Genomic DNA, 19127 nt, shown 5'->3' on the forward strand with positions numbered 1-19127 from the left:
GTCAGGCGCCGACGCGCTTGCCTGGCTTGACCGAGGAGACAGCCGGCGCTTCCCAATGATGATTGAGAGCGGCGGTCATGATCTCGGCTGCGGCCAGGGCCGCTATGACCGCCGGCCTCTTGTCCTTCACCGCCGTGCCGCCGATCGGGCAGATAAGGCGGTCGAAAAGATCGGGCCGGCCGATTTCCCGTGACAGCCAGTTCTTGAAGGTCGAACGCTTGGTCTTCGAGCCGATCATGCCGACATAGGAAGCGTCGTCACGCCTGAGCGCCTCGGCTGCAATCAGGAAGTCGAGCGCGTGGTCATGGGTGAGGATCACGAAGGCGCTGCCGCGCGGCGCATCGCGGACCACCACCTCGGGCATCGCCGTCAGGCAGGTCTCGATACCGTGGATATCGGCGGCCGAAAGCTCGTCCTCGCGGGTGTCGACGAGGATAGTGCGCACCGGCACGAGCGATAGCGCCATCGCCAGCGCATCACCGACATGCCCGGCGCCGAAGACGTAGACATGGGGGCGGCTGGCAATCTCCAGATCGCTGCGTTCAATCAACATGGCGGCTTTCTCCCGATCGATGCGCGTGAAGGCGAGCGCGACGCGCCCGCCGCAACACTGGCCGATCTCGGGACCAAGCGGGACCGTCATCGTGTCGGCGCTATCGCCGCGCTTCAGCGCGCGCCGACCGTGGTCGATCGCCATATATTCGAGCTGGCCGCCGCCGATGGTGCCGAAGAGGCCGTCCGGCGCCACCAGCATCCAGGCGTCGGTGTCGCGCGGCGTCGAGCCTGCGGCACCCGTCACCTCGACCAGAACGCAGTCCGGTTCGCGACGCAGGAAGTCCCTGATATCCTCTCGGCTCGCAACCATCGCCATCAACCCTGTGCTACAGCCCCTTGCCTTGCGGCGGCTCGCAGCTGCTCGATCGCCATCAGCACCCGTTCCGGCGTCGCCGGCGCATCGATGCGCGGGGGAATACGATACTCCGCAACGCTCGCCGCTGCCATCGACAACGCCTCCAGAACCGAAATGCCCAGCATGAACGGCGGTTCCCCGACGGCCTTTGACCGCCGGATCGTTTCCTCCCGGTTGACCGACCAATCGGCCAGGCGAACGTTGAACACGCGCGGTCGATCGGAGGCAAGCGGGATCTTGTAGGTCGACGGCGCATGCGTGCGCAGCCGACCCTTGGCATCCCACCACAGTTCCTCTGTCGTGAGCCAGCCCATGCCCTGAACGAACGCGCCTTCGACCTGACCCAGATCCAATGCCGGGTTCAGCGACCGGCCGACATCGTGGAGGATGTCGGTACGATCGACCTGATATTCGCCGGTCAACGTATCGACGCTGACTTCGGAGCAGGACGCACCATAGGCATAGTAGAAGAACGGGCGGCCGCGGCCCTCCGAGCGGTTCCAGTGGATCTTCGGCGTCTTGTAGAAACCCGCAGCTGAAAGCTGAATGCGGGCGCCATAGGCGAGCTTGATGAACTCGCCGAAAGCTAAGCGATCCGCGCCGATCCGCACTGTATTCGGCTCGAAGGCGACATCGGCCTCGGCGACTTTCCAGCGCTCGGCGGCAAAGCGCACCAGCCGCGCCTTGATCTGCTGCGCCGCATCCGCGGCCGCCATACCGTTGAGATCCGAACCGGAGGACGCTGCTGTCGCCGACGTATTCGGCACCTTGCCCGTCGTCGTCGCCGTCACCTTGATCCGATCGAGATCGACCTGGAACTCGTCGGCCACCACCTGGGCGACCTTGGTGTAAAGCCCCTGCCCCATCTCGGTACCACCATGGTTGAGGTGGATCGACCCGTCGGTATAGACGTGCACCAGGGCGCCTGCCTGATTGTACTCGGTCTTGGTGAAGGAGATGCCGAACTTGACCGGGGTGAGCGCGATGCCGCGCTTGATGATGTGGTTTTCGCGGTTGAAGGCGATCACGGCCTCTCGACGCGCAGCGTAATCGGCCGACGTTTCGAGCTCCTCGATGATGCGCCCGATGATGTTGTCTTCGACCGTCTGGTGATAGGGCGTGAGATTGCGGCCCTCGCCGCCATAGAAGTTGAGCTTGCGGATCTCGAGCGGATCCTTGCCGACAGCATAGGCGACATCCTCGATCATGCGCTCGCCGCCGACCATGCCCTGCGGGCCGCCGAAGCCACGAAACGCAGTGTTCGAGACGGTGTTGGTCTTCAACGGCTTCGAACGAAGACGGACGTTCGGATAGAAGTAGCAGTTGTCGGCATGAAAGAGCGCGCGATCGGTCACGGGTCCAGAGAGATCGGCGGAAAAGCCGCAGCGCGCCGCAAACACCGCATCGACCGCCTCGATCCGGCCCTCGTCATCGAAGCCGACCTTGTAGTCGACGTGGAAGTCGTGACGCTTGCCGGTTGCCGACATGTCGTCGTCGCGGTCAGGTCTGACCTTGACGGCGCAACGGTATTTCTTTGCGGCCAGGGCCGCCACGGCGGCGAAGATGTTGGCCTGCGTTTCCTTGCCGCCGAAGCCGCCACCCATGCGGCGCACATTGACAGTCACGGCGTTGGACGGCACGCCAAGCACGGTTGCCACCATGTGCTGGGTTTCGCTCGGATGCTGGGTCGACGAATAAACCAGGACCTCATCGTCCTCGCCGGGAATGGCAAAGGAAATCTGGCTTTCGAGATAGAAGTGGTCCTGACCGCCGATGCGCATCTCGCCTTCGACGATGTTCTTCGCCCTGGCAAAACCGGCTTCGATGTCGCCACGCTCCAGCTTCAGCGGATCGATGACCAGAGGATAGTTCGCGGCAGCAGCCTCAAGCACGTCGGTCACATGCGGCAGATCGCGGTATTCGACCTCGACCTTGACGGCTGCACGCCTCGCGGCTTCACGCGACGTGGCGATGACGGCGAACATCGGCTGGCCGTAGAACTCGACCTTGCCGGTTGCAAACACCGGATCGTCGTGCTTGTGGGCGGGGCTGATGTCGTTTTCACCCGGGATGTCGTCAGCTGTGAGGATACCGATGACGCCCTCGCTGGCGCTGACCGCGTCGAAATCGATCGACAGGATATCGGCATGGGCGCGCTGGGACAGACCGAGATAGCCGTGCAATGTGCCGGCCGGTTCCGGAATATCGTCGATATACTCGGCCGTTCCCGACACATGTTTGTGGCCGGACTCGTGCCGTTCGTTTTCGTGGACGCCACCGCGGATGCGGTCGATGGGCTGCATCACATTCATGGGTCTCACCTCCTAGACGGCTACGGCAATGTTGCGGTCGATCCGGATGTTTCCGGTCGCCTGCGTTTCAAGATAGAAGCGGCGCAACAGGTTCTTGGCCACCAGTTGGCGATACTCCGCCGAGGCGCGCCAGTCGGTAAGCGGCGTGAAGTCCTGATCGAAGGCGGAGATCGCCTGCTCGACCGTTGGCTCCTGCCAGGCCTTGCCCTTCAGCGCCGCCTCGACATGAACAGCCCGCTTCGGTGTTCCGGCCATGCCGCCAAAGGCGATCACCGCGTCAGCGACTTCACCGGCACCGTCGAATGTCAGGCGGAATGCGCCGCAGACGGCGGTGATGTCTTCATCCAGACGCTTGGTGATCTTGTAGACGGCAAAGCTGGTGTCAGCTTCGAGGAAAGGAATGTGAACCGCTTCGACGAATTCACCGGGCTCGCGATCCTGCTTGCCGTAGGCAATGAAGAAATCTTCGAGCGCCACGGTACGGCGGCGAGCGCCCTTGCGCAGCGTCACCGACGCGCCGAGCGCAATCAATGCCGGCGGCGTGTCGCCGATCGGCGATCCGTTGGCGATGTTGCCACCGACCGTACCCATGTTGCGGACCTGCTGTCCGCCGATCCGGTCCCAAAGCTCGCGCAATTGCGGGAAATGTTCGGTAATGACGGGATAGGCTTCGGCATAGCTGACACCAGCGCCAAGCGTCACACCCTTGTCGTCGACGGTGATGCGACGAAGTTCTTCCAGGTGCGTGAGATGCACGACCGGCGCGATATCGCGCATGAACTTGGTGACCCAGAGGCCGACGTCGGTCGAGCCGGCAACGATCGTCGCTTTCGGATTGGCTTCGAGCACATCGGCAAAATCATCGACGGAAGCCGGCAGCATGAACAGTTCCGCTCCCTCGCCGATCACCACGCGGCGGCCATCCTGAAGGGCTGCGAGTTCGCCGGCGATACGATCGCGTTCGGCAAACAATGGATCCTTCCCCAGATCGCCGATGGTCGAAATCGCCTCGGCCGCGCGAATGATCGCGGCATAGCCAGTACAGCGACACAGGTTGCCCTGCAGCGCCTTCTCGATTTCGGTGACCGACGGCTTGGCGTTTTCCATCCAAAGCCCGTAGAGCGACATCACGAAGCCAGGCGTGCAGAAGCCGCATTGCGACGCGTGCGTCTGGACCATCGCCTGCTGGACGGGATGGAGTGGACCACCCGGTGTTGCCAGCGAATCCACCGTCACCACGTGACAGCCGTCGAGCGAACCGACAAAGCGGATACAGGCATTGACGGATTCATACTTGAGCTGCCCGCCGAGCAGGCGGCCGACCAGCACCGTGCAGGCGCCGCAGTCTCCCTCGGCACAGCCTTCCTTGGTTCCGCGCAGGTTGCGATCGATGCGCAGGAAATCGAGCAATGTCTGCACCGCAGAAACGTCGGAAAGCTCGACAAGGCGGTGGTTCAGGAGAAAACGGATCGTGTTGCGTATCTGAATGGTCATTGCTGATCAGCTCCCGCGATAGGTCGAATAGCCGTAGGGCGACAAGAGCAGCGGCACATGATAGTGCGCCGCCTGATCGTCGATACCGAAACGGATCGGGATGACATCGAGAAACGGGTTGGCGCCGCGCGCAGCTTCGGACCCAAGATAGTCGCCGGCGTGGAAATGCAGCTCGTAGGTGCCGGCCTGCATCAGCGATCCGCTCAACAGCGGCTGATCGCAGCGTCCGTCATCATTCGTCCTGACCGAGCGCAGATGCGTCTGGCGCTCGCCCTCGATGCGATACAGCTCGATGCGCAGGTCCTTGGCCGGTTTGCCACTGGCCGTATCGAGTACATGGGTCGTCAGACGGCCGTCGTTTCCACCATGAGATTGCATGCGTCTTGCTCCTCCCGAAGTCATCTTTCCATTTCGCAGTATCCCGGTGAGCCAGTGCATTGAGAAGCGGGCGGATCATTCGAGACTTTCAAAATTTTTGGGGGGAATGACGGCGGAAAAATCCCGTTAGGAATCGAGGTGCAGAGACAAATGTCTGGAGGACTGCTTGCATGAGATACCCCCGCGATCTTCACGGCCATGGCCCGAACCCCACCATCGTCTGGCCCGACGAGGCGCGGATTGCCGTGCAATTCGTGATCAATTACGAGGAAGGCGGCGAGAACTGCGTGCTGCATGGCGACGCCGCATCAGAGGCTTTTCTCTCGGAAATCGTCGGTGCGCAGGCTTGGCCCGGACAGCGCCACTGGAATATGGAATCGATCTATGAATACGGCGCCCGCGCCGGCTTCTGGCGGCTTCATCGCATGTTCACGGAAAAGGGCGTGCCCGCGACAGTCTATGGCGTCGCAACAGCGCTGAAGCGTTCCCCGGCGCAGGTGGCCGCGATGCAAGACGCCGGCTGGGAGATCGCCTCGCACGGTCTGAAGTGGATCGAGCACAAGGAATTCAGCCCTGAGCGGGAGCGGACAGAGATCACAGAGGCGATCTGGCTGCACACGATCGTCACCGGCGAACCGCCGCGCGGCTGGTACACCGGTCGCTGTTCGGACAACACGCTCGATCTGGTGACCGAGACTGGCGGCTTCGACTACGTCTCGGACAGTTATGCCGACGATCTGCCCTACTGGCATGAACATGCGGGCCGCCACCAGCTGGTCATTCCCTACACGCTCGACACCAATGACATGCGCTTTGCAACGGCGCAGGGCTTCAACAGCGGTGACCAGTTCTTCAGCTATCTCAAAGACAGCTTCGACGTGCTCTATGCGGAAGGTGCGGCCGGCGCACCAAAGATGCTCAGCATCGGCCTGCACTGCCGCCTTGTCGGCAGGCCGGGTCGCGCCGCAGCGCTTGCGCGTTTCATCGACTACGTGAAGGGCCACGAAAAGGTCTGGTTAGCTCGTCGCGTCGATATCGCACGGCATTGGGCAAAGGCCTATCCCTTCAAGGCCTGGGACGACCGTCCATCGCAGCTTTCCGAGGCTGATTTCGTCGCTCGCTTCGGTGGCGTTTTCGAACATTCCGATTGGATCGCCAGGCGCGCCTTTGCCAGCGAGCTATCGGCCGCCAACGACACGGCGATCGGGCTTGCTGCAGCGCTCACTGCAGTCTTCCGCGAGGCGAGGCCGGAAGAGCGTCTTGCCGTGCTCAACGCCCACCCGGATCTCGCCGGCAAGCTGGCGCAGGCAAAGCGGCTGACCGAAAGCTCGACCAGCGAGCAGGCTTCCGCCGGCCTTAACGCCCTGACCGATGCTGAACGCACGCGTTTCACCGAACTCAACAGCGCCTATGTCGAAAAATTTGGCTTTCCCTTCATCATCGCGGTCAGAGGCCGCAGCAAGGAGGACATCCTGGCGGCCTTCGAAACCCGGATCGAGAACGATCGCGACAGCGAGCTCGAGACGGCCTGCCGGCAGGTGGAAAGGATTGCGCTTCTCCGCCTCAAAGACATGCTGCCGAGCTGAGTGCAGGCGATGACGATCGACAGCGTCGGCCTGCCTGACTTCGCGCGCAAGGCGATCAATCTCGCCTCCGCCGGCCTCGGGGCAAGGCCGGTGTTTGCCACCGACGAGTTCTTCGCCCCGCTCGAACGGCTGTTGCAGGATTGTCCCGCTGTCTTTCATCCCGGCGTCTACGACGAACACGGCAAATGGATGGATGGCTGGGAAACGCGGCGTCGACGCGGTCCCGGCCACGACCATGCGATCGTCGCGCTTGCCGCCACCGGCCGGATCGCCGGCTTCGACGTCGATACGACGCATTTTACCGGCAACTACCCCTCCGCCTGCGCAGTCGACGCCTGTCTGGCGCCTGATGGGCCGGATGAAGCAACCGCTTGGACCGAGCTCTTGGGCATGAGCCCGCTTGGTCCAAGCGCCCATCACTACTTCGCAGCCCTTGCAGATGGGACCTGGAGCCATATCAGGCTGCGGATCTATCCCGACGGTGGCGTTGCCCGGTTGCGGGTCTATGGCACGCCCGCCCTCGACCGGGATCGGATCGGCGACGACGTGGTCGATCTCGCATCCTCGCTGCTCGGCGGCCGGATCGTCGTCTTCTCCAACGGCCACTACGGCCATCAACGACTGCTGGCACCCGGGCGGGGGATCAACATGGGCGACGGCTGGGAGACGCGACGGCGGCGCGAACCCGGCAACGACTGGATCATCGTCAGGCTGGCCGCACGCACGTCGATCGAACGCATCATCGTCGATACCGCCCATTTCAAGGGCAACTATCCCGACGCCTGTTCGGTGCAGGCGGCCGACCTCGGCGAGACGGACTGTACGGTCGACGCGGCGCTAACAGCATCTTCGCTCTATTGGCGGGACGTCCTCTCGCGCCAGAAACTGAGCGCCGACAGCATTCATGAGTTCGGCCCTGACCTGATCGAAGAGGTCGGTTGCGCCACCCATGTTCGTCTCAACATCTACCCCGATGGCGGCGTCAGCCGGCTGCGTGTCTTCGGGCGCATTGCAAGGGCCGGCACCCCGTAAACGACCAACATAGGACGGAGGAGCGTCACATGAAGGAGATCGAGATAAAGCCGCTGACACGCGAGGCATTCGCGCCATTCGGCGACGTGATCGAGACTGAAAACGCCCACAGCTTTCCCATCAACGGTGGAAAATGCACCCGCTACCATGATCTCGCCAAGATCGAAACCGCCGGCGAAAAGGCCCGGCCGATGATCAGCCTCGTGCGCGGCGAGCCCTATCCGCTGCCGTTGAAGCTGACCATGGTCGAACGGCATCCGCTCGGCAGTCAGGCCTTCATTCCCCTGACCGACAATCCGTTCCTGGTTGTCGTTTCGGAGGAGACGGCTGAAGGTCCGAGCGAACCGATCGCCTTCCGGACCGCGCCCGGCCAGGGCGTCAATATCGCCCGCAATGTCTGGCACGGCATCCTGACGCCGTTGGAAGACGTCTCGGACTTTGCCGTGGTCGACCGCGGCGGCGAAGGCGTCAATCTCGAGGAGCATTTCTTCGAGCAACCATTCCTGCTGCGCTGACGGCGGGTTTGACACCAGAGGACGGACCCGCTCTACCGGAGTGGGTCCCGTCATCCTTTCGTTCACGAGCCCTAGTACCCACCGTCACGCCTGAATCTCGTCGGGGTGTAGCCGGTCAAACGGCGAAAATCGCGGGAGAAATGATAGGGATCGGGATAGCCGCAGTGCGCCGCGACTGCCGAAACCTTCGCCTCCGGCTCGACCAGCAGACGTTTTGCCTGGTTGATGCGCTCATGGCGCAGCCAGTCCATCGGCGTCGTACCGATGGTGTCCTTGAATCTCCGAAACAGTTGCGATGGGCTGAGATGCGCGAGGACCGCAAGCTCATCGATCGTCCAGGCTTTGGCAAGGTCTTTTCGGACTGCGGCAAGCACACTGGTTATGCGATCGCGTGAGGCAGAATCGTCGGGTGCGGCAGCACCCACCAATCGCGGCGCACTCAGGTTGGCGATCAGGCCGGCAATCGCCGCACTGACCAGCGCATCCGTTGCCGACGAGCGATCGTCGAGATAGCCGATGACGGCCTGGAACGCGACGCGGGCCGCCTCGCGATCCGACGGCTCGAACAACGGCGACTGCTGCACATTGAGGAAGGCATAGACCTCGTCCAACCCATGTCCCTCGACACCCATCCAGAGATATCGCCATTCACGGGCGTCGGGCGCGCAGCGATGTTCATAGGCCTGCGACGTGTCGAGCCAGACCGACAGGCCCTCCTCGGCGACGAACCGCTGCCCGCGCACTTCTATCAGCCCCTGCCCCGAGGTGGTGTGAACGAGCACGTGCTGATGGAAGCGCTTGCGTATCGGCGACTCCTCCGGCAACGCCACCCGCGCGCCGGCAACCAGCGCCTTGTAGGGGAACGCGCCTGCAAAACGTGCCGGTGTGTGAAAATAGATCTCTTCGCGCTCAGCCAACATGCGCGACACTCTGCATGGCGATGCGAGTTTTGTCCATTATCTCGCGAGATTGCTGCATTTCCCAGTACTGCCTGATGACGCTATCATGCAGTTTTTGCAGGGAGTGCGGCAAATGGCAGAGACCTTATCGACGGAGAGCCAGGTGGAGGTCGCGTTTACTCCCTTGTCCCCCGATTTCGCGCGCGATCCCTATCCGACCTACAAGGCGCTGCGCGACAAGGACGGTCTGCACTATTACGAGGACTTCGACATCTGGCTGGCCTCGCGCTTCGAGGATGTCTCGGCAATCGTCATGGACAAGCGTATGGTTCGCTCGCTCGAGGACATCGCGACATCAGAGGAAATCGCCAGGATCCAGCGCGCCGGCAACTGGCACGACATGCCGCACCACTCCCGCTTTGTGCAGTTTAGCCTGCTCGACAGCGATGGCGCCGTACACGACCGGCTGCGCAGACAGGTCTTCAAACTGTTCACGCCGGCGATGATTGCCAAGCTACGCGATCAGATCCAGGCCTATGTCGACAGGCTGATCGACAGCCTCGCCGATCGCGGCCAGATCGATTTCGTCGATGATCTCGCCGCCCACGTGCCCGGTCACATCATCGGCCGACTGCTCGGCGTTCCGGACGAAGACTGTCCCCAGTTGCGCATCTGGTCGGAGAACATCGTCCAGTTTTTCGACGTCGACCGGTCGGATGAACGCAAGCGCATCGCCGAGACCAACACCACCGAATTCTACGAATACCTGACGGTTCTGAAACACGAGCGCGAGCGAAACCCCAAGGACGACCTCATCTCGGTCCTGATCGAGGCCGAACGTGCCGGCGCGATGAATTCAGACGAGTTCATCTCGACCTGCATGCTGATCCTGATGGCCGGCCATGGATCGACCATCGACGTGCTTGGAAGCGGCATGCATGCGCTGCTGCGGTTTCCCGAACAGATGGCGCGGCTGCGAAAGGACCCTGCATTGATCCAGACGGCCGTGCAGGAGATGTTCCGCTACGAGTCACCGCTGCCGTTCTTCCATCGCCACTGCATCGAGGACGTGGAAATCGGCGGGCGGACTTTCGCGCGCGGCACGAAGTTCGGAGTGCTTTATGGCGCTGCCAACCGCGATCCCAAGCAGTTCGAAAACGCCAATGCGTTCGACATCGGTCGCACCCCCAACAGGCATCTGGCCTTTGGCGGTGGCGTGCATTTCTGTCTCGGCAACCATCTCGCCCGGCTCGACATGGACATCATCTTCAGCACCTTGTTGCGGCGCTTCCCGACGATCGAGCTTGTCGACGAAGAGCCCGAATACAAGCGAGGCCTTTCGGTGCGCGGCCCCAAGCGGCTGCAGATCGCCATCAAGCCGGCCTGAACGCCAACAGATGCGCCCTCCAGCGCGAAGCAATTCGAACGATTTCAGATTTGAGTGGAGACCATGCAATGCCCAGGATTGTCTTTGTGGATGCCGAGGGGAAATCGACCGAGGTTGAGGCCGAAATCGGCCAGTCGGTGATGTCGGCAGCCGTGCAGAACGGCATAGATGCCATCGCCGCCGAATGCGGCGGTTCCTGCGCTTGCGGCACTTGCCACTGCTATATCGACGGGACATGGGCCGGCCGGCTGCCATCGCCCGACTATCAGGAGCAGGATATGCTGGATTGCGTCGTCAATCCGGACGAAAGAAGCCGGCTCAGCTGTCAGATCACTGTTTCCGACGCGCTTGACGGCCTCGTGGTGCATCTGCCGGCCGGGCAATACTGATCGAGGAGCGCTCGCGCCACCAACCACCGCCAAACGCAAAAAGACCGGAGCCGCAGGAAACGCCTGCAGTCCGGCCAGCTTCGCGGGGGAAGTTATGTGAGGCCGGGGCGTTGTCTGCCCCGGCCTTTTTCCTATTCGGCGAAGAAGGCGAAGCGCACGATGAAGAGCGCTGCGACCAGCTGCGTTGCCGGATGGATGACGCTCCACTTGCCGGTGAACACTTTGAGCACGACATAGCTCACGAAGCCGAAGGCAAGGCCGTTGGCGATCGAGTAGGTGAAGGGCATGGCCAGTGCCGTGAGTGCGGCAGGCGCCGCTTCCGTCAGGTCGTCCCAGTCAACTTCCGTCAGTTCGCGCATCATCAGGCCGGCAACATAGAGCAGAGCCGGTGCCGTCGCATAGGACGGAACGGCCGCTGCCAGCGGCGAGAAGAACAGGGCGGCAAGGAAGAGCACGCTGACGGTCAGCGCCGTCAGGCCCGTGCGACCGCCTGCCTGGACGCCGGAGGCGCTTTCGACATAGGCGGTGGTGCTGCTGGTGCCGATCAGCGAGCCGGCAACGATGGCGGTGCTGTCGGCCAGAAGCGCCCGGCCGAGGCGGCTTGGCTTTCCTTCTTCCACCAGCTTGGCGCGCTTGGCCACACCGATCAGCGTACCCGTGGCATCGAAGACTTCGACGAGCACGAAGACGAGGATCACGTGGAGCAAGCCGCCATGGAGCGCGCCCATGATATCGAGCTGCATGAAGGTGGGCGCGATGCTCGGCGGCGCGGAAACAATGCCCTTGAACTCACTCACCCCCAGTAGCATCGACAGAATGGTGACGACGAGGATGCCGATCAGGATCGAGCCGCGGACCTTGAGCGAATCGAGCACTGCAATGACGAAGAAGCCAAGGATCGCCAGCAGCGGTCCGGTCTGCTTCAGGTCGCCGAGACCGACCAGCGTCGCCGGATTGTCGACGACGATGCCGGCATTCTTCAGCGCGATGATGCCGAGGAAAAGACCGATACCGGTCGCAATCGCGCTTCTGAGCGAATGCGGGATACCGGCGATCAACCAGCTTCTGACCCCTGTTACCGTCAGGATCAGGAAGATCATGCCCGAGATGAACACGGCACCCAGCGCCTGCTGCCAGGTAAAGCCGAGGGCTGCGACGACGGTAAACGCAAAGAAGGCGTTGAGGCCCATGCCTGGCGCCATGCCGATCGGCCAGTTGGCGACGAGCGCCATGACGGCCGAGCCGAGCGCCGCGGCAATACAGGTCGCGACGAAGACGGCATCCCTATCCATGCCCGTGGACGACAGAATGTCGGGGTTGACGAAGATGATGTAGGACATCGTCAGGAATGTCGTGACGCCGGCGATCACCTCAGTGCGCACGGACGTCCCATGCTCGTTTAACTTGAATAGTCGTTCAAACATATTTCCTCCCTTGGCGGCGTCGCGACGACGCAGCCGAACGACAGAGATCGGGCCACAGTCTCCTCCAGTACCCGACCAGTGCATTTCGATCATCCCCGAATTATCCGGTGCGATCGCATCACGGACCATTTCCGGTCCGTGCCGGGCGGGCGATCGTCCGCCCCCTTGAGACGACGCGAATGCCCTTGTGCACAGCCTTCGGATTGTGCGTCGTCCGGCGGCCGACTGCTAGCCGTCTATTCCAGGGTTCGACAAGGAAAGACTTTCAAATTTTTCGGAGCAGTTGCGGCCGATTGGCAGGCCGATTCCTGGCACTTTCGCCACCGGGTTCGGCGGCCGAAGCACGCCGAATAAATATAGTGGAATGGCCTCTTGACCTTCCAACGGTGGGAAACCTCATGTTTGTCTCACATCGAAAAGAAGGAGACAAGCGATGCAGAATTACAAGATCGACAACATGACCTGCGGACATTGCGCCGGCGTCGTGCAAAAGGCGATCCTGAGCGTTGATCCGCAGGCAACCGTCAAGGTCGATCTCGGCGCGCGCGAAATCAGCGTCGACACCGCCGCCGCATCCGGCCCGATTGCCGACGCGCTGAAGACGGCAGGCTATGAGGGCCGCCAGCTCTAAATCAAGATCGCAACGGTGCCTCCAGTCACCGGTTGGCGCGCCTCGGCTCCCAAAGCCGGGGCGTTTGTCGTTTGACGCCGCCGCACGCCTTGACCCTACAACGGTGGGAAGCTCTAGCTTGCCGGCTCCGCATCTTCACGGAGACCGAGCATGCAACACGACGAACACGACGGGCACCGACATGATCACCGCAGCGTGACCGCCAGTCCCTCGAAACCCGAAAGCATGTCACTCAACTGTCTCGCGCTCTCTGCCACGGTGCATTGCCTGACAGGATGCGCCATCGGCGAGGTGCTCGGCATGGTCATCGGCTCGGCGCTTGGTTGGGGCAATGTCCAGACCATTGCACTCGCCGTCTTCCTTGCCTTTGTCTTCGGCTACGGCCTGACCATGTTTCCGCTGCTGAAGGCAGGCATGCCGTTCGCGGTGGTCCTGAAGCTGGCGCTTGCCGCCGACACGGCGTCCATCGTCATCATGGAAATCGTCGACAACGCCCTGATGCTGTTCATCCCCGGAGCGATGGATGCAGGCGTAACGTCTCTCCTCTTCTGGGCGAGCCTTGCGGTCGCGCTCCTTGTTGCCGGGGCCGCCGCGTTTCCCGTCAATCGCTGGCTGATTGCACGTGGCAAGGGTCACGCCGTCGTGCATTCGCATCACCAGCACTGAGCATTTGAATGCGATGCCTTGCTGCATGAAGAAATGTTTCAAACCGCCCTTGACCTTCCCATCGTTGGAAGCCCCATCTTCCGATAAAAGAAAAGGAAAAGGAGCACGATCATGGGATCCGTGACCACCATCGAAACGAAGAGCGCCGTAGCAATCGCCGGCAACGCCCTGACGGCCAGCATACCGGTCGAGGGAATGACCTGTGCCTCGTGCGTCGCGCGCGTCGAGAAGGCCATCCGAGCAGTCCCAGGGGTGACATCCGCCTCTGTCAACCTTGCAACGGAACGGGCCGATGTCAGGTTCGATGGATCGACCAAGACCGCCGACATCGTCAAGGCAATCGAAAACAGCGGCTATGGCGCCGCTGAGGAATCGATCGAGCTGGCAATCGAAGGTATGACCTGCGCCTCCTGTGTCGCCCGTATCGAAAAGGCATTGAAAGCGGTGCCCGGCGTCGCTGACGCCAGCGTCAACCTGGCGACCGAGCGCGCCTCGGTGCGCCTCACCAAGGGCATTGCAACAGTCGCCAGTCTCGAAGAGGCCGTGCGCGCCGCCGGTTATGACGCCAAGCGCATCACCGGCGATGCGAACACCGATGAGGAGGCCGAAAAGCGCGAGCGCGAAAGCCGGCGTCTCAGCCGCGCGTTGCTGGTTGCCGCAGCCTTGACGCTGCCGATCTTCGTCCTGGAAATGGGCTCGCACTTCATCCCGGCCGTGCACGACTTCGTCATGATCAATATCGGCATGCAGGAGAGCTGGTATCTGCAGTTCGTGTTGACGACGCTCGTGCTCTTCGGCCCGGGCTTGCGCTTCTACCAGAAGGGCATACCGGCCCTGTTGCGTCTCGCGCCCGACATGAATTCGCTCGTCGCCATCGGCACGGCCGCCGCCTGGGGCTATTCGGTCGTTGCCACCTTCGCATCTGGGCTTTTGCCCGAGGGCACGGCCAACGTCTATTATGAAGCCGCGGCCGTCATCGTGACGCTGATCCTGCTCGGTCGGGTGCTTGAAGCCCGCGCCAAGGGCCGCACCTCGGAAGCGATCAAGCACCTGATGGGCCTGCAGGCAAAGACGGCGCGCGTCGTTCGCGATGGGGAAACGATCGAGATTCCGCTCGCCGACGTGCATGCCGGCGACACCGTGCTGGTGCGCCCCGGCGACCGCGTGCCAGTCGACGGTACCGTTGTCGATGGCAATTCCTACGTCGACGAATCGATGATCACCGGCGAGCCGGTTCCCGTCGAGAAGATCGCCGGCGCCGACGTCGTCGGCGGCACCATCAACAAAACAGGCTCCTTCACCTTCCGCGCCACCAAGGTCGGTGCCGACACTGTGCTTGCCCAGATCATTCGCATGGTCGAACAGGCCCAGGGCGCCAAGCTGCCGATCCAGTCGCTGGTCGACAAGGTGACGGCCTGGTTCGTTCCGGCCGTCATCGCCATGGCAGTCCTTACTTTCGCGATCTGGCTCGTCTTCGGCCCGGATCCCGCGCTGACCTTCGCGCTCGTCAACGCCGTCGCGGTGCTGATCATCGCCTGCCCCTGCGCGATGGGCCTAGCGACCCCGACCTCGATCATGGTCGGCACCGGTCGTGCCGCCGAGATGGGTGTGCTGTTCCGCAAGGGAGAGGCGTTGCAGACACTGCGCAATGCCGAGATCATTGCCGTCGATAAGACGGGCACGCTCACCAAGGGTCGCCCGGAACTGACCGATCTCGACACGTCTGCCGGTGTTGAGCGCAGCGAGGTGCTTGCACTCGTCGCCGCCGTCGAAACCCGGTCGGAACACCCGATCGCCGAGGCAATCGTCGAAGCGGCGAAGTCCGAAGGCATCGCCATTCCGACCGCCGCGAACTTCGAGGCTGTTCCCGGATTCGGCGCGAGCGCCACGGTGAATGGGCGGAGCATCCATGTCGGCGCCGATCGGCTGATGACCCGGCTGAAGCTCGACGTCTCGGTGTTTGCCGACCAGGCAGCCCGCCTCGGGTCGGAAGGCAAGAGCCCGCTCTATGCAGCAATCGACGGCAAGCTTGCCGCCATCATCGCCGTTGCCGACCCGATCAAGGAAACGACGCCGCAGGCGATCCGCATGTTGCACGATCTCGGTCTCAAGGTGGCGATGATTACCGGCGACAACCGCCGGACGGCCGAAGCGATCGCCGCCAAGCTCGGGATCGACGAAGTGATCGCCGAGGTGCTGCCCGACGGCAAGATTGCTGCTCTGAAGCGCCTGAAGGCAGACGGTCGCGCCGTCGCCTTCGTCGGCGACGGTATCAACGATGCGCCTGCTCTTGCCGAAGCCGATGTCGGACTTGCGATCGGTACCGGCACCGATGTCGCGATCGAAAGCGCCGATGTTGTGCTGATGTCCGGCGATCTCCTGGGCGTGCCCAACGCGATCGCGCTCTCGAAGGCAACGATCCGCAACATCAAAGAAAACCTGTTCTGGGCCTTTGCCTATAACGCGGTCCTGATCCCGGTTGCAGCGGGCGCGCTTTATCCGCCCTATGGCCTGTTGCTGTCGCCGATCTTCGCCGCCGGTGCCATGGCGCTTTCCAGCGTCTTCGTGCTCGGAAACGCGCTTCGGCTGAGGGGTTTTCGCGGCGTCGTCGCGCAAACGCCAGCGGCGCGATAACATCAAAGCCTCTCCCCGGCGGGACACGCCCGCATGGCGTCCGCCGGGGAGAGTTCCTATATTCGACATGAATGCCCGCGCTCTGCGCGCCTCTTGAAAGGTGAAGCCATGAACATCGGCGAAGTCGCACGCGCCTCCGGCGTCTCGACGAAGATGATCCGCTATTACGAAACGATCGGCCTCATTCCTCCGGCCGATCGCAGCGAGGCCGGCTATCGCAACTACGGCGACAACGACGTCCACACCCTGCGCTTCATCCGCCGCTCCCGCGATCTCGGTTTCACCGTCGAGCAGATGACCGACCTGCTGACGCTCTGGCGTGACCGTTCGCGCGCCAGCAGTGAGGTGAAGAAGATCGCGCTCGAACACGTCGATATCCTCGAGCGCAAGGCGGAGGAGTTGAAGGCTATGAGCCGGACGCTCAAGCATCTGGCCGCCAACTGCCACGGCGACGGACGACCGGATTGCCCGATCCTCGACGATCTCGCCGACATGGCCAACGAACCGGGCAAGGCCCTCGAGCCCGCGCGCTTCGGCCCGGCCGGCATCGACCCGGTCCGCAACCGCAGACAGGCCTGACGACCGAAACTGACCGAGGCTCACGCATTCGTGAGCCTCGGTCCCGCCGGTAGCATTGACAGGAATCGACAGCGTTTCTACGGATTGATGATGGAAAAGGTACGAACTGCATATCAGCGTCTGCTGACGATGCTCAAGCTGGTGACGATGCTGTCGCTGGCTGTGCTGCCCTTTTCCAGCGCCGCCGGCATGACCCATGTCGCATCACACACAGCCATGCAGATGCACGCGGCGATGCAAAAGCACGCGGCGATGCAGACAGATGCCTCGGTCGATATCAGTGCCTCAGCGCTGAACGAGCATTGCCCAAGTGCCGAAAGCGGCAAGGCAAAACCCATTGGCGATAGCAGCAAGGCCGACAAGAAGGATTGCTGCAAGACCTTCTGTGCGTCCGTTGCCGTTCTTGCCGACGCCGGTGAAGCCCGCTTCGGTCTTCCACGCTCCGCTTTAAGCTTCGGCCTGCAGTCGCAACTCAGCCCAGGCGAGCCCGCTGGTCTGCATCGCCCTCCAAGAGCCTGATTTCGTGAACAGCTGACCGCACGCGCGGTCTTGGCCTGCCCGGCTTTGCCGGTCGGACGCCGATATCCATCATTCACATTTCAGGTTGAACCATGAAACGTCTGTTTCCCATGGCGCTCCTGCCCATCCTTTTGGGCGGATGCGCCACCACGATGCCTGCCGAGGTCACAAGCCTCGCCGATCCCTCGCAAAGTTCCACTGGCGCCGGCGGTCAGGCTTACCGAAGCCCTGTTGCCGGCTATGTCCACCGTGAGCCTGTCGGTCCAAAACGCTGGGTGCCGCTCAACGACGCCCAGTCTCCCGCCAAGGGAGGCGCATCATGAGCAGGCAAAGGTTCAAGCTCGCCGCGATCATCGGCTTGCCGCTGGCGCTTGCCGGCTGCACCACAAACGCGGAATATTCGGCAAAGGACGCCGGCTTTACCGCGGTCGAGGCCAAGGTCAGCGCAGGCACTGCGAAGAGAAGCGTCTGGATCCAGAACCGCGAGCAGGCCGCAAAGGCTGAAGCACAGGTGAAAGCCCTGCTGGCACGCAAATCGGTCGATGCCGACACCGCCGTGCAGATCGCGCTTCTCAACAACAGGGGCCTGCAGGCCGCCTATGCGGATCTGGGCGATGCGTCGGCGGATGCCTGGCAGGCAACGATGCTCCTCAACCCGACTGTTTCGATCGGTACCACCGGGATCGGGGCGCCGGAGCTTCAAGCCTATCGCGCCATTGAGGGGCTGATCACCACCAATATCCTGGCGCTCATGACGCGGGAGAAGACCATCGCCGTTGCCGACACCCGCTTTCGCCAGGCGCAACTTGCGGCGGCCCTTCGAACGCTTGCGCTTGCGGCAGAAACCCGGCGCGCATGGGTCGAGACGGTTTCGGCCTGGGAAACGGTCGGGCAGCTCAACCGGGCGCAGGCCGCAGCCGACGCATCCTCCGAACTCGCCGCCAAGCTGGGCGAAACCGGTTCTATGGGCAAGGGTGACCAGGCACGCGAGCACGTCTTCAATGCCGAACTCGCCGGCCAGGTGGCGCAAGCCCGGCTTGCGGCACGACTTGCCAAGGAAAGCCTCACCCGGAAAATGGGTCTCTGGGGAGCGGACGCCGACTACCAGGTCCCGAACCGACTGCCCGACCTGCCGAAGACCCTCGCCCACCGGAACAGCATCGAGGGCGAAGCGCTCAAGCGCCGTGTCGACCTGCAGATGGCCCGCCTCGAGCTTGAGGCCGTGGCAAAGTCCTATCGGTTGACCGACGCGACACGCTTCGTCAGCGAACTCACGCTCGTCGCAGGGGCAGAAGCCGAGCGCGAACGCGAAGACGGGGACACCAAGGTCGAGACCACCGGCCAGGGTGAGTTGGAGTTCTCCATCCCGATCTTCGACACCGGCCAGGCGCGCTTGCGCAAGGCGGAACTGGCGCATATGCGCGCTGCCAACCTGCTTGCCGAGAAGGCCGTCAACGTCCGCTCGGAAGCTCGCTCGGCCTATCAGGCCTATCGATCGCGCTACGATATCGCCAGACATTATCGCAACAACGTCGTGCCCTTGCGCAGCAAGATCGAGGAAGAGGCCACCCTCAGCTACAACGGCATGATCACCAGCACCTTCGAAATTCTCGCCGACACGCGCGCCAAGGTGGACTCGGTGATCCTCTCCATCAACGCCAAACGCGATTTCTGGCTGGCGGACGCCGATCTGATGACGGCCATCCATGGCGGCGGGGAAGAAGGCACTGCGGTCGAAACCGCCGCTCCTGCCGCAGCGGATGCGGATTGAA

18 protein-coding genes are annotated in these 19127 nt (G+C 62.6%); 12 read left to right on the plus strand and 6 right to left on the minus strand.

Annotated elements, in window-relative coordinates; translation table 11 throughout:
- Position 1: 1 nt before the first annotated feature.
- The 4 genes from xdhC to uraH are packed head-to-tail and all read right to left on the minus strand — an operon-like array spanning position 2 to position 5094.
- Positions 2–871 carry a xanthine dehydrogenase accessory protein XdhC gene (gene xdhC, locus ASD02_RS35080; protein ID WP_057218141.1) on the minus strand — a complete coding sequence of 290 codons (870 nt, stop codon included), beginning with the start codon at positions 869–871 and terminating at the stop codon, positions 2–4.
- Positions 871–3222: a xanthine dehydrogenase molybdopterin binding subunit gene (gene xdhB, locus ASD02_RS35085; RefSeq protein ID WP_057218143.1), complete on the minus strand. Its 2352-nt coding sequence runs from the start codon at positions 3220–3222 to the stop codon at positions 871–873. Before xdhB ends, xdhC begins: the two co-directional genes overlap by 1 nt.
- A 12-nt stretch (positions 3223–3234) precedes the next feature.
- Positions 3235–4716, minus strand: a complete 1482-nt coding sequence (gene xdhA, locus ASD02_RS35090) for a xanthine dehydrogenase small subunit (RefSeq protein ID WP_057211257.1) — start codon at positions 4714–4716, stop codon at positions 3235–3237.
- Between the two features lie 6 nt (positions 4717–4722).
- A complete protein-coding gene (gene uraH, locus ASD02_RS35095) occupies positions 4723–5094 on the minus strand; it encodes a hydroxyisourate hydrolase (protein WP_025428592.1) in 372 nt (123 codons plus the stop codon).
- A gap of 170 nt (positions 5095–5264) precedes the next feature.
- Between uraH and puuE the strand changes: the two genes are divergently transcribed.
- The 3 genes from puuE to ASD02_RS35110 are packed head-to-tail and all read left to right on the plus strand — an operon-like array spanning position 5265 to position 8227.
- On the plus strand, positions 5265–6680 hold the full coding sequence (gene puuE, locus ASD02_RS35100) for an allantoinase PuuE (RefSeq protein WP_057218146.1): 1416 nt from the start codon (positions 5265–5267) through the stop codon (positions 6678–6680).
- Between the two features lie 9 nt (positions 6681–6689).
- Positions 6690–7712, plus strand: coding sequence for an allantoicase (gene alc, locus ASD02_RS35105; protein ID WP_057218148.1), 1023 nt, complete (start codon positions 6690–6692; stop codon positions 7710–7712).
- Between the two features lie 29 nt (positions 7713–7741).
- Positions 7742–8227: an ureidoglycolate lyase gene (locus tag ASD02_RS35110; protein WP_057211263.1), complete on the plus strand. Its 486-nt coding sequence runs from the start codon at positions 7742–7744 to the stop codon at positions 8225–8227.
- Positions 8228–8298: 71 nt separating this feature from the next.
- Here ASD02_RS35110 and ASD02_RS35115 read toward each other — a convergent pair whose 3' ends face one another.
- Positions 8299–9147 carry an AraC family transcriptional regulator gene (locus ASD02_RS35115; protein ID WP_057211266.1) on the minus strand — a complete coding sequence of 283 codons (849 nt, stop codon included), beginning with the start codon at positions 9145–9147 and terminating at the stop codon, positions 8299–8301.
- A gap of 112 nt (positions 9148–9259) precedes the next feature.
- Here ASD02_RS35115 and ASD02_RS35120 point away from each other — a divergent pair, with 112 nt between their 5' ends.
- Together ASD02_RS35120 and ASD02_RS35125 are read left to right on the plus strand one after the other, a co-directional pair.
- Positions 9260–10513 carry a cytochrome P450 gene (locus ASD02_RS35120; RefSeq protein ID WP_057211383.1) on the plus strand — a complete coding sequence of 418 codons (1254 nt, stop codon included), beginning with the start codon at positions 9260–9262 and terminating at the stop codon, positions 10511–10513.
- A gap of 68 nt (positions 10514–10581) precedes the next feature.
- Positions 10582–10902, plus strand: coding sequence for a 2Fe-2S iron-sulfur cluster-binding protein (locus tag ASD02_RS35125; protein ID WP_025428586.1), 321 nt, complete (start codon positions 10582–10584; stop codon positions 10900–10902).
- Positions 10903–11033: 131 nt separating this feature from the next.
- On the opposite strand, the gene ASD02_RS35130 is transcribed toward ASD02_RS35125, so the two are convergent.
- On the minus strand, positions 11034–12326 hold the full coding sequence (locus ASD02_RS35130) for an NCS2 family permease (protein ID WP_025428585.1): 1293 nt from the start codon (positions 12324–12326) through the stop codon (positions 11034–11036).
- Between the two features lie 433 nt (positions 12327–12759).
- On the opposite strand from ASD02_RS35130, the gene ASD02_RS35135 reads away from it, so the two are divergent.
- The 7 genes from ASD02_RS35135 (at position 12760) to ASD02_RS35160 (ending at position 19126) form a co-directional block, all read left to right on the plus strand.
- Positions 12760–12957, plus strand: coding sequence for a heavy-metal-associated domain-containing protein (locus ASD02_RS35135; protein ID WP_057218150.1), 198 nt, complete (start codon positions 12760–12762; stop codon positions 12955–12957).
- 150 nt (positions 12958–13107) lie between these two features.
- Positions 13108–13623: a DUF4396 domain-containing protein gene (locus tag ASD02_RS35140; RefSeq protein ID WP_057211269.1), complete on the plus strand. Its 516-nt coding sequence runs from the start codon at positions 13108–13110 to the stop codon at positions 13621–13623.
- Between the two features lie 111 nt (positions 13624–13734).
- The gene (locus ASD02_RS35145) at positions 13735–16257 is read left to right on the plus strand and encodes a heavy metal translocating P-type ATPase (RefSeq protein WP_082555713.1); all 2523 of its coding nucleotides are present in this window, start codon (positions 13735–13737) and stop codon (positions 16255–16257) included.
- 108 nt (positions 16258–16365) lie between these two features.
- Positions 16366–16836 carry a Cu(I)-responsive transcriptional regulator gene (gene cueR / locus ASD02_RS35150; RefSeq protein WP_025428581.1) on the plus strand — a complete coding sequence of 157 codons (471 nt, stop codon included), beginning with the start codon at positions 16366–16368 and terminating at the stop codon, positions 16834–16836.
- Positions 16837–16926: 90 nt separating this feature from the next.
- Positions 16927–17355: a hypothetical protein gene (locus tag ASD02_RS35155; protein ID WP_113567519.1), complete on the plus strand. Its 429-nt coding sequence runs from the start codon at positions 16927–16929 to the stop codon at positions 17353–17355.
- A 92-nt stretch (positions 17356–17447) separates the two neighbouring features.
- On the plus strand, positions 17448–17678 hold the full coding sequence (locus ASD02_RS38875; RefSeq protein ID WP_063963374.1) for a hypothetical protein: 231 nt from the start codon (positions 17448–17450) through the stop codon (positions 17676–17678).
- Positions 17675–19126: a TolC family protein gene (locus ASD02_RS35160; protein ID WP_057220112.1), complete on the plus strand. Its 1452-nt coding sequence runs from the start codon at positions 17675–17677 to the stop codon at positions 19124–19126. The genes ASD02_RS38875 and ASD02_RS35160 overlap by 4 nt, the downstream gene beginning before the upstream one ends.
- Position 19127 lies beyond the last annotated feature (1 nt).

The organism is Ensifer sp. Root1252 (genome assembly GCF_001425885.1).
Lineage (GTDB): Bacteria > Pseudomonadota > Alphaproteobacteria > Rhizobiales > Rhizobiaceae > Ensifer > Ensifer canadensis.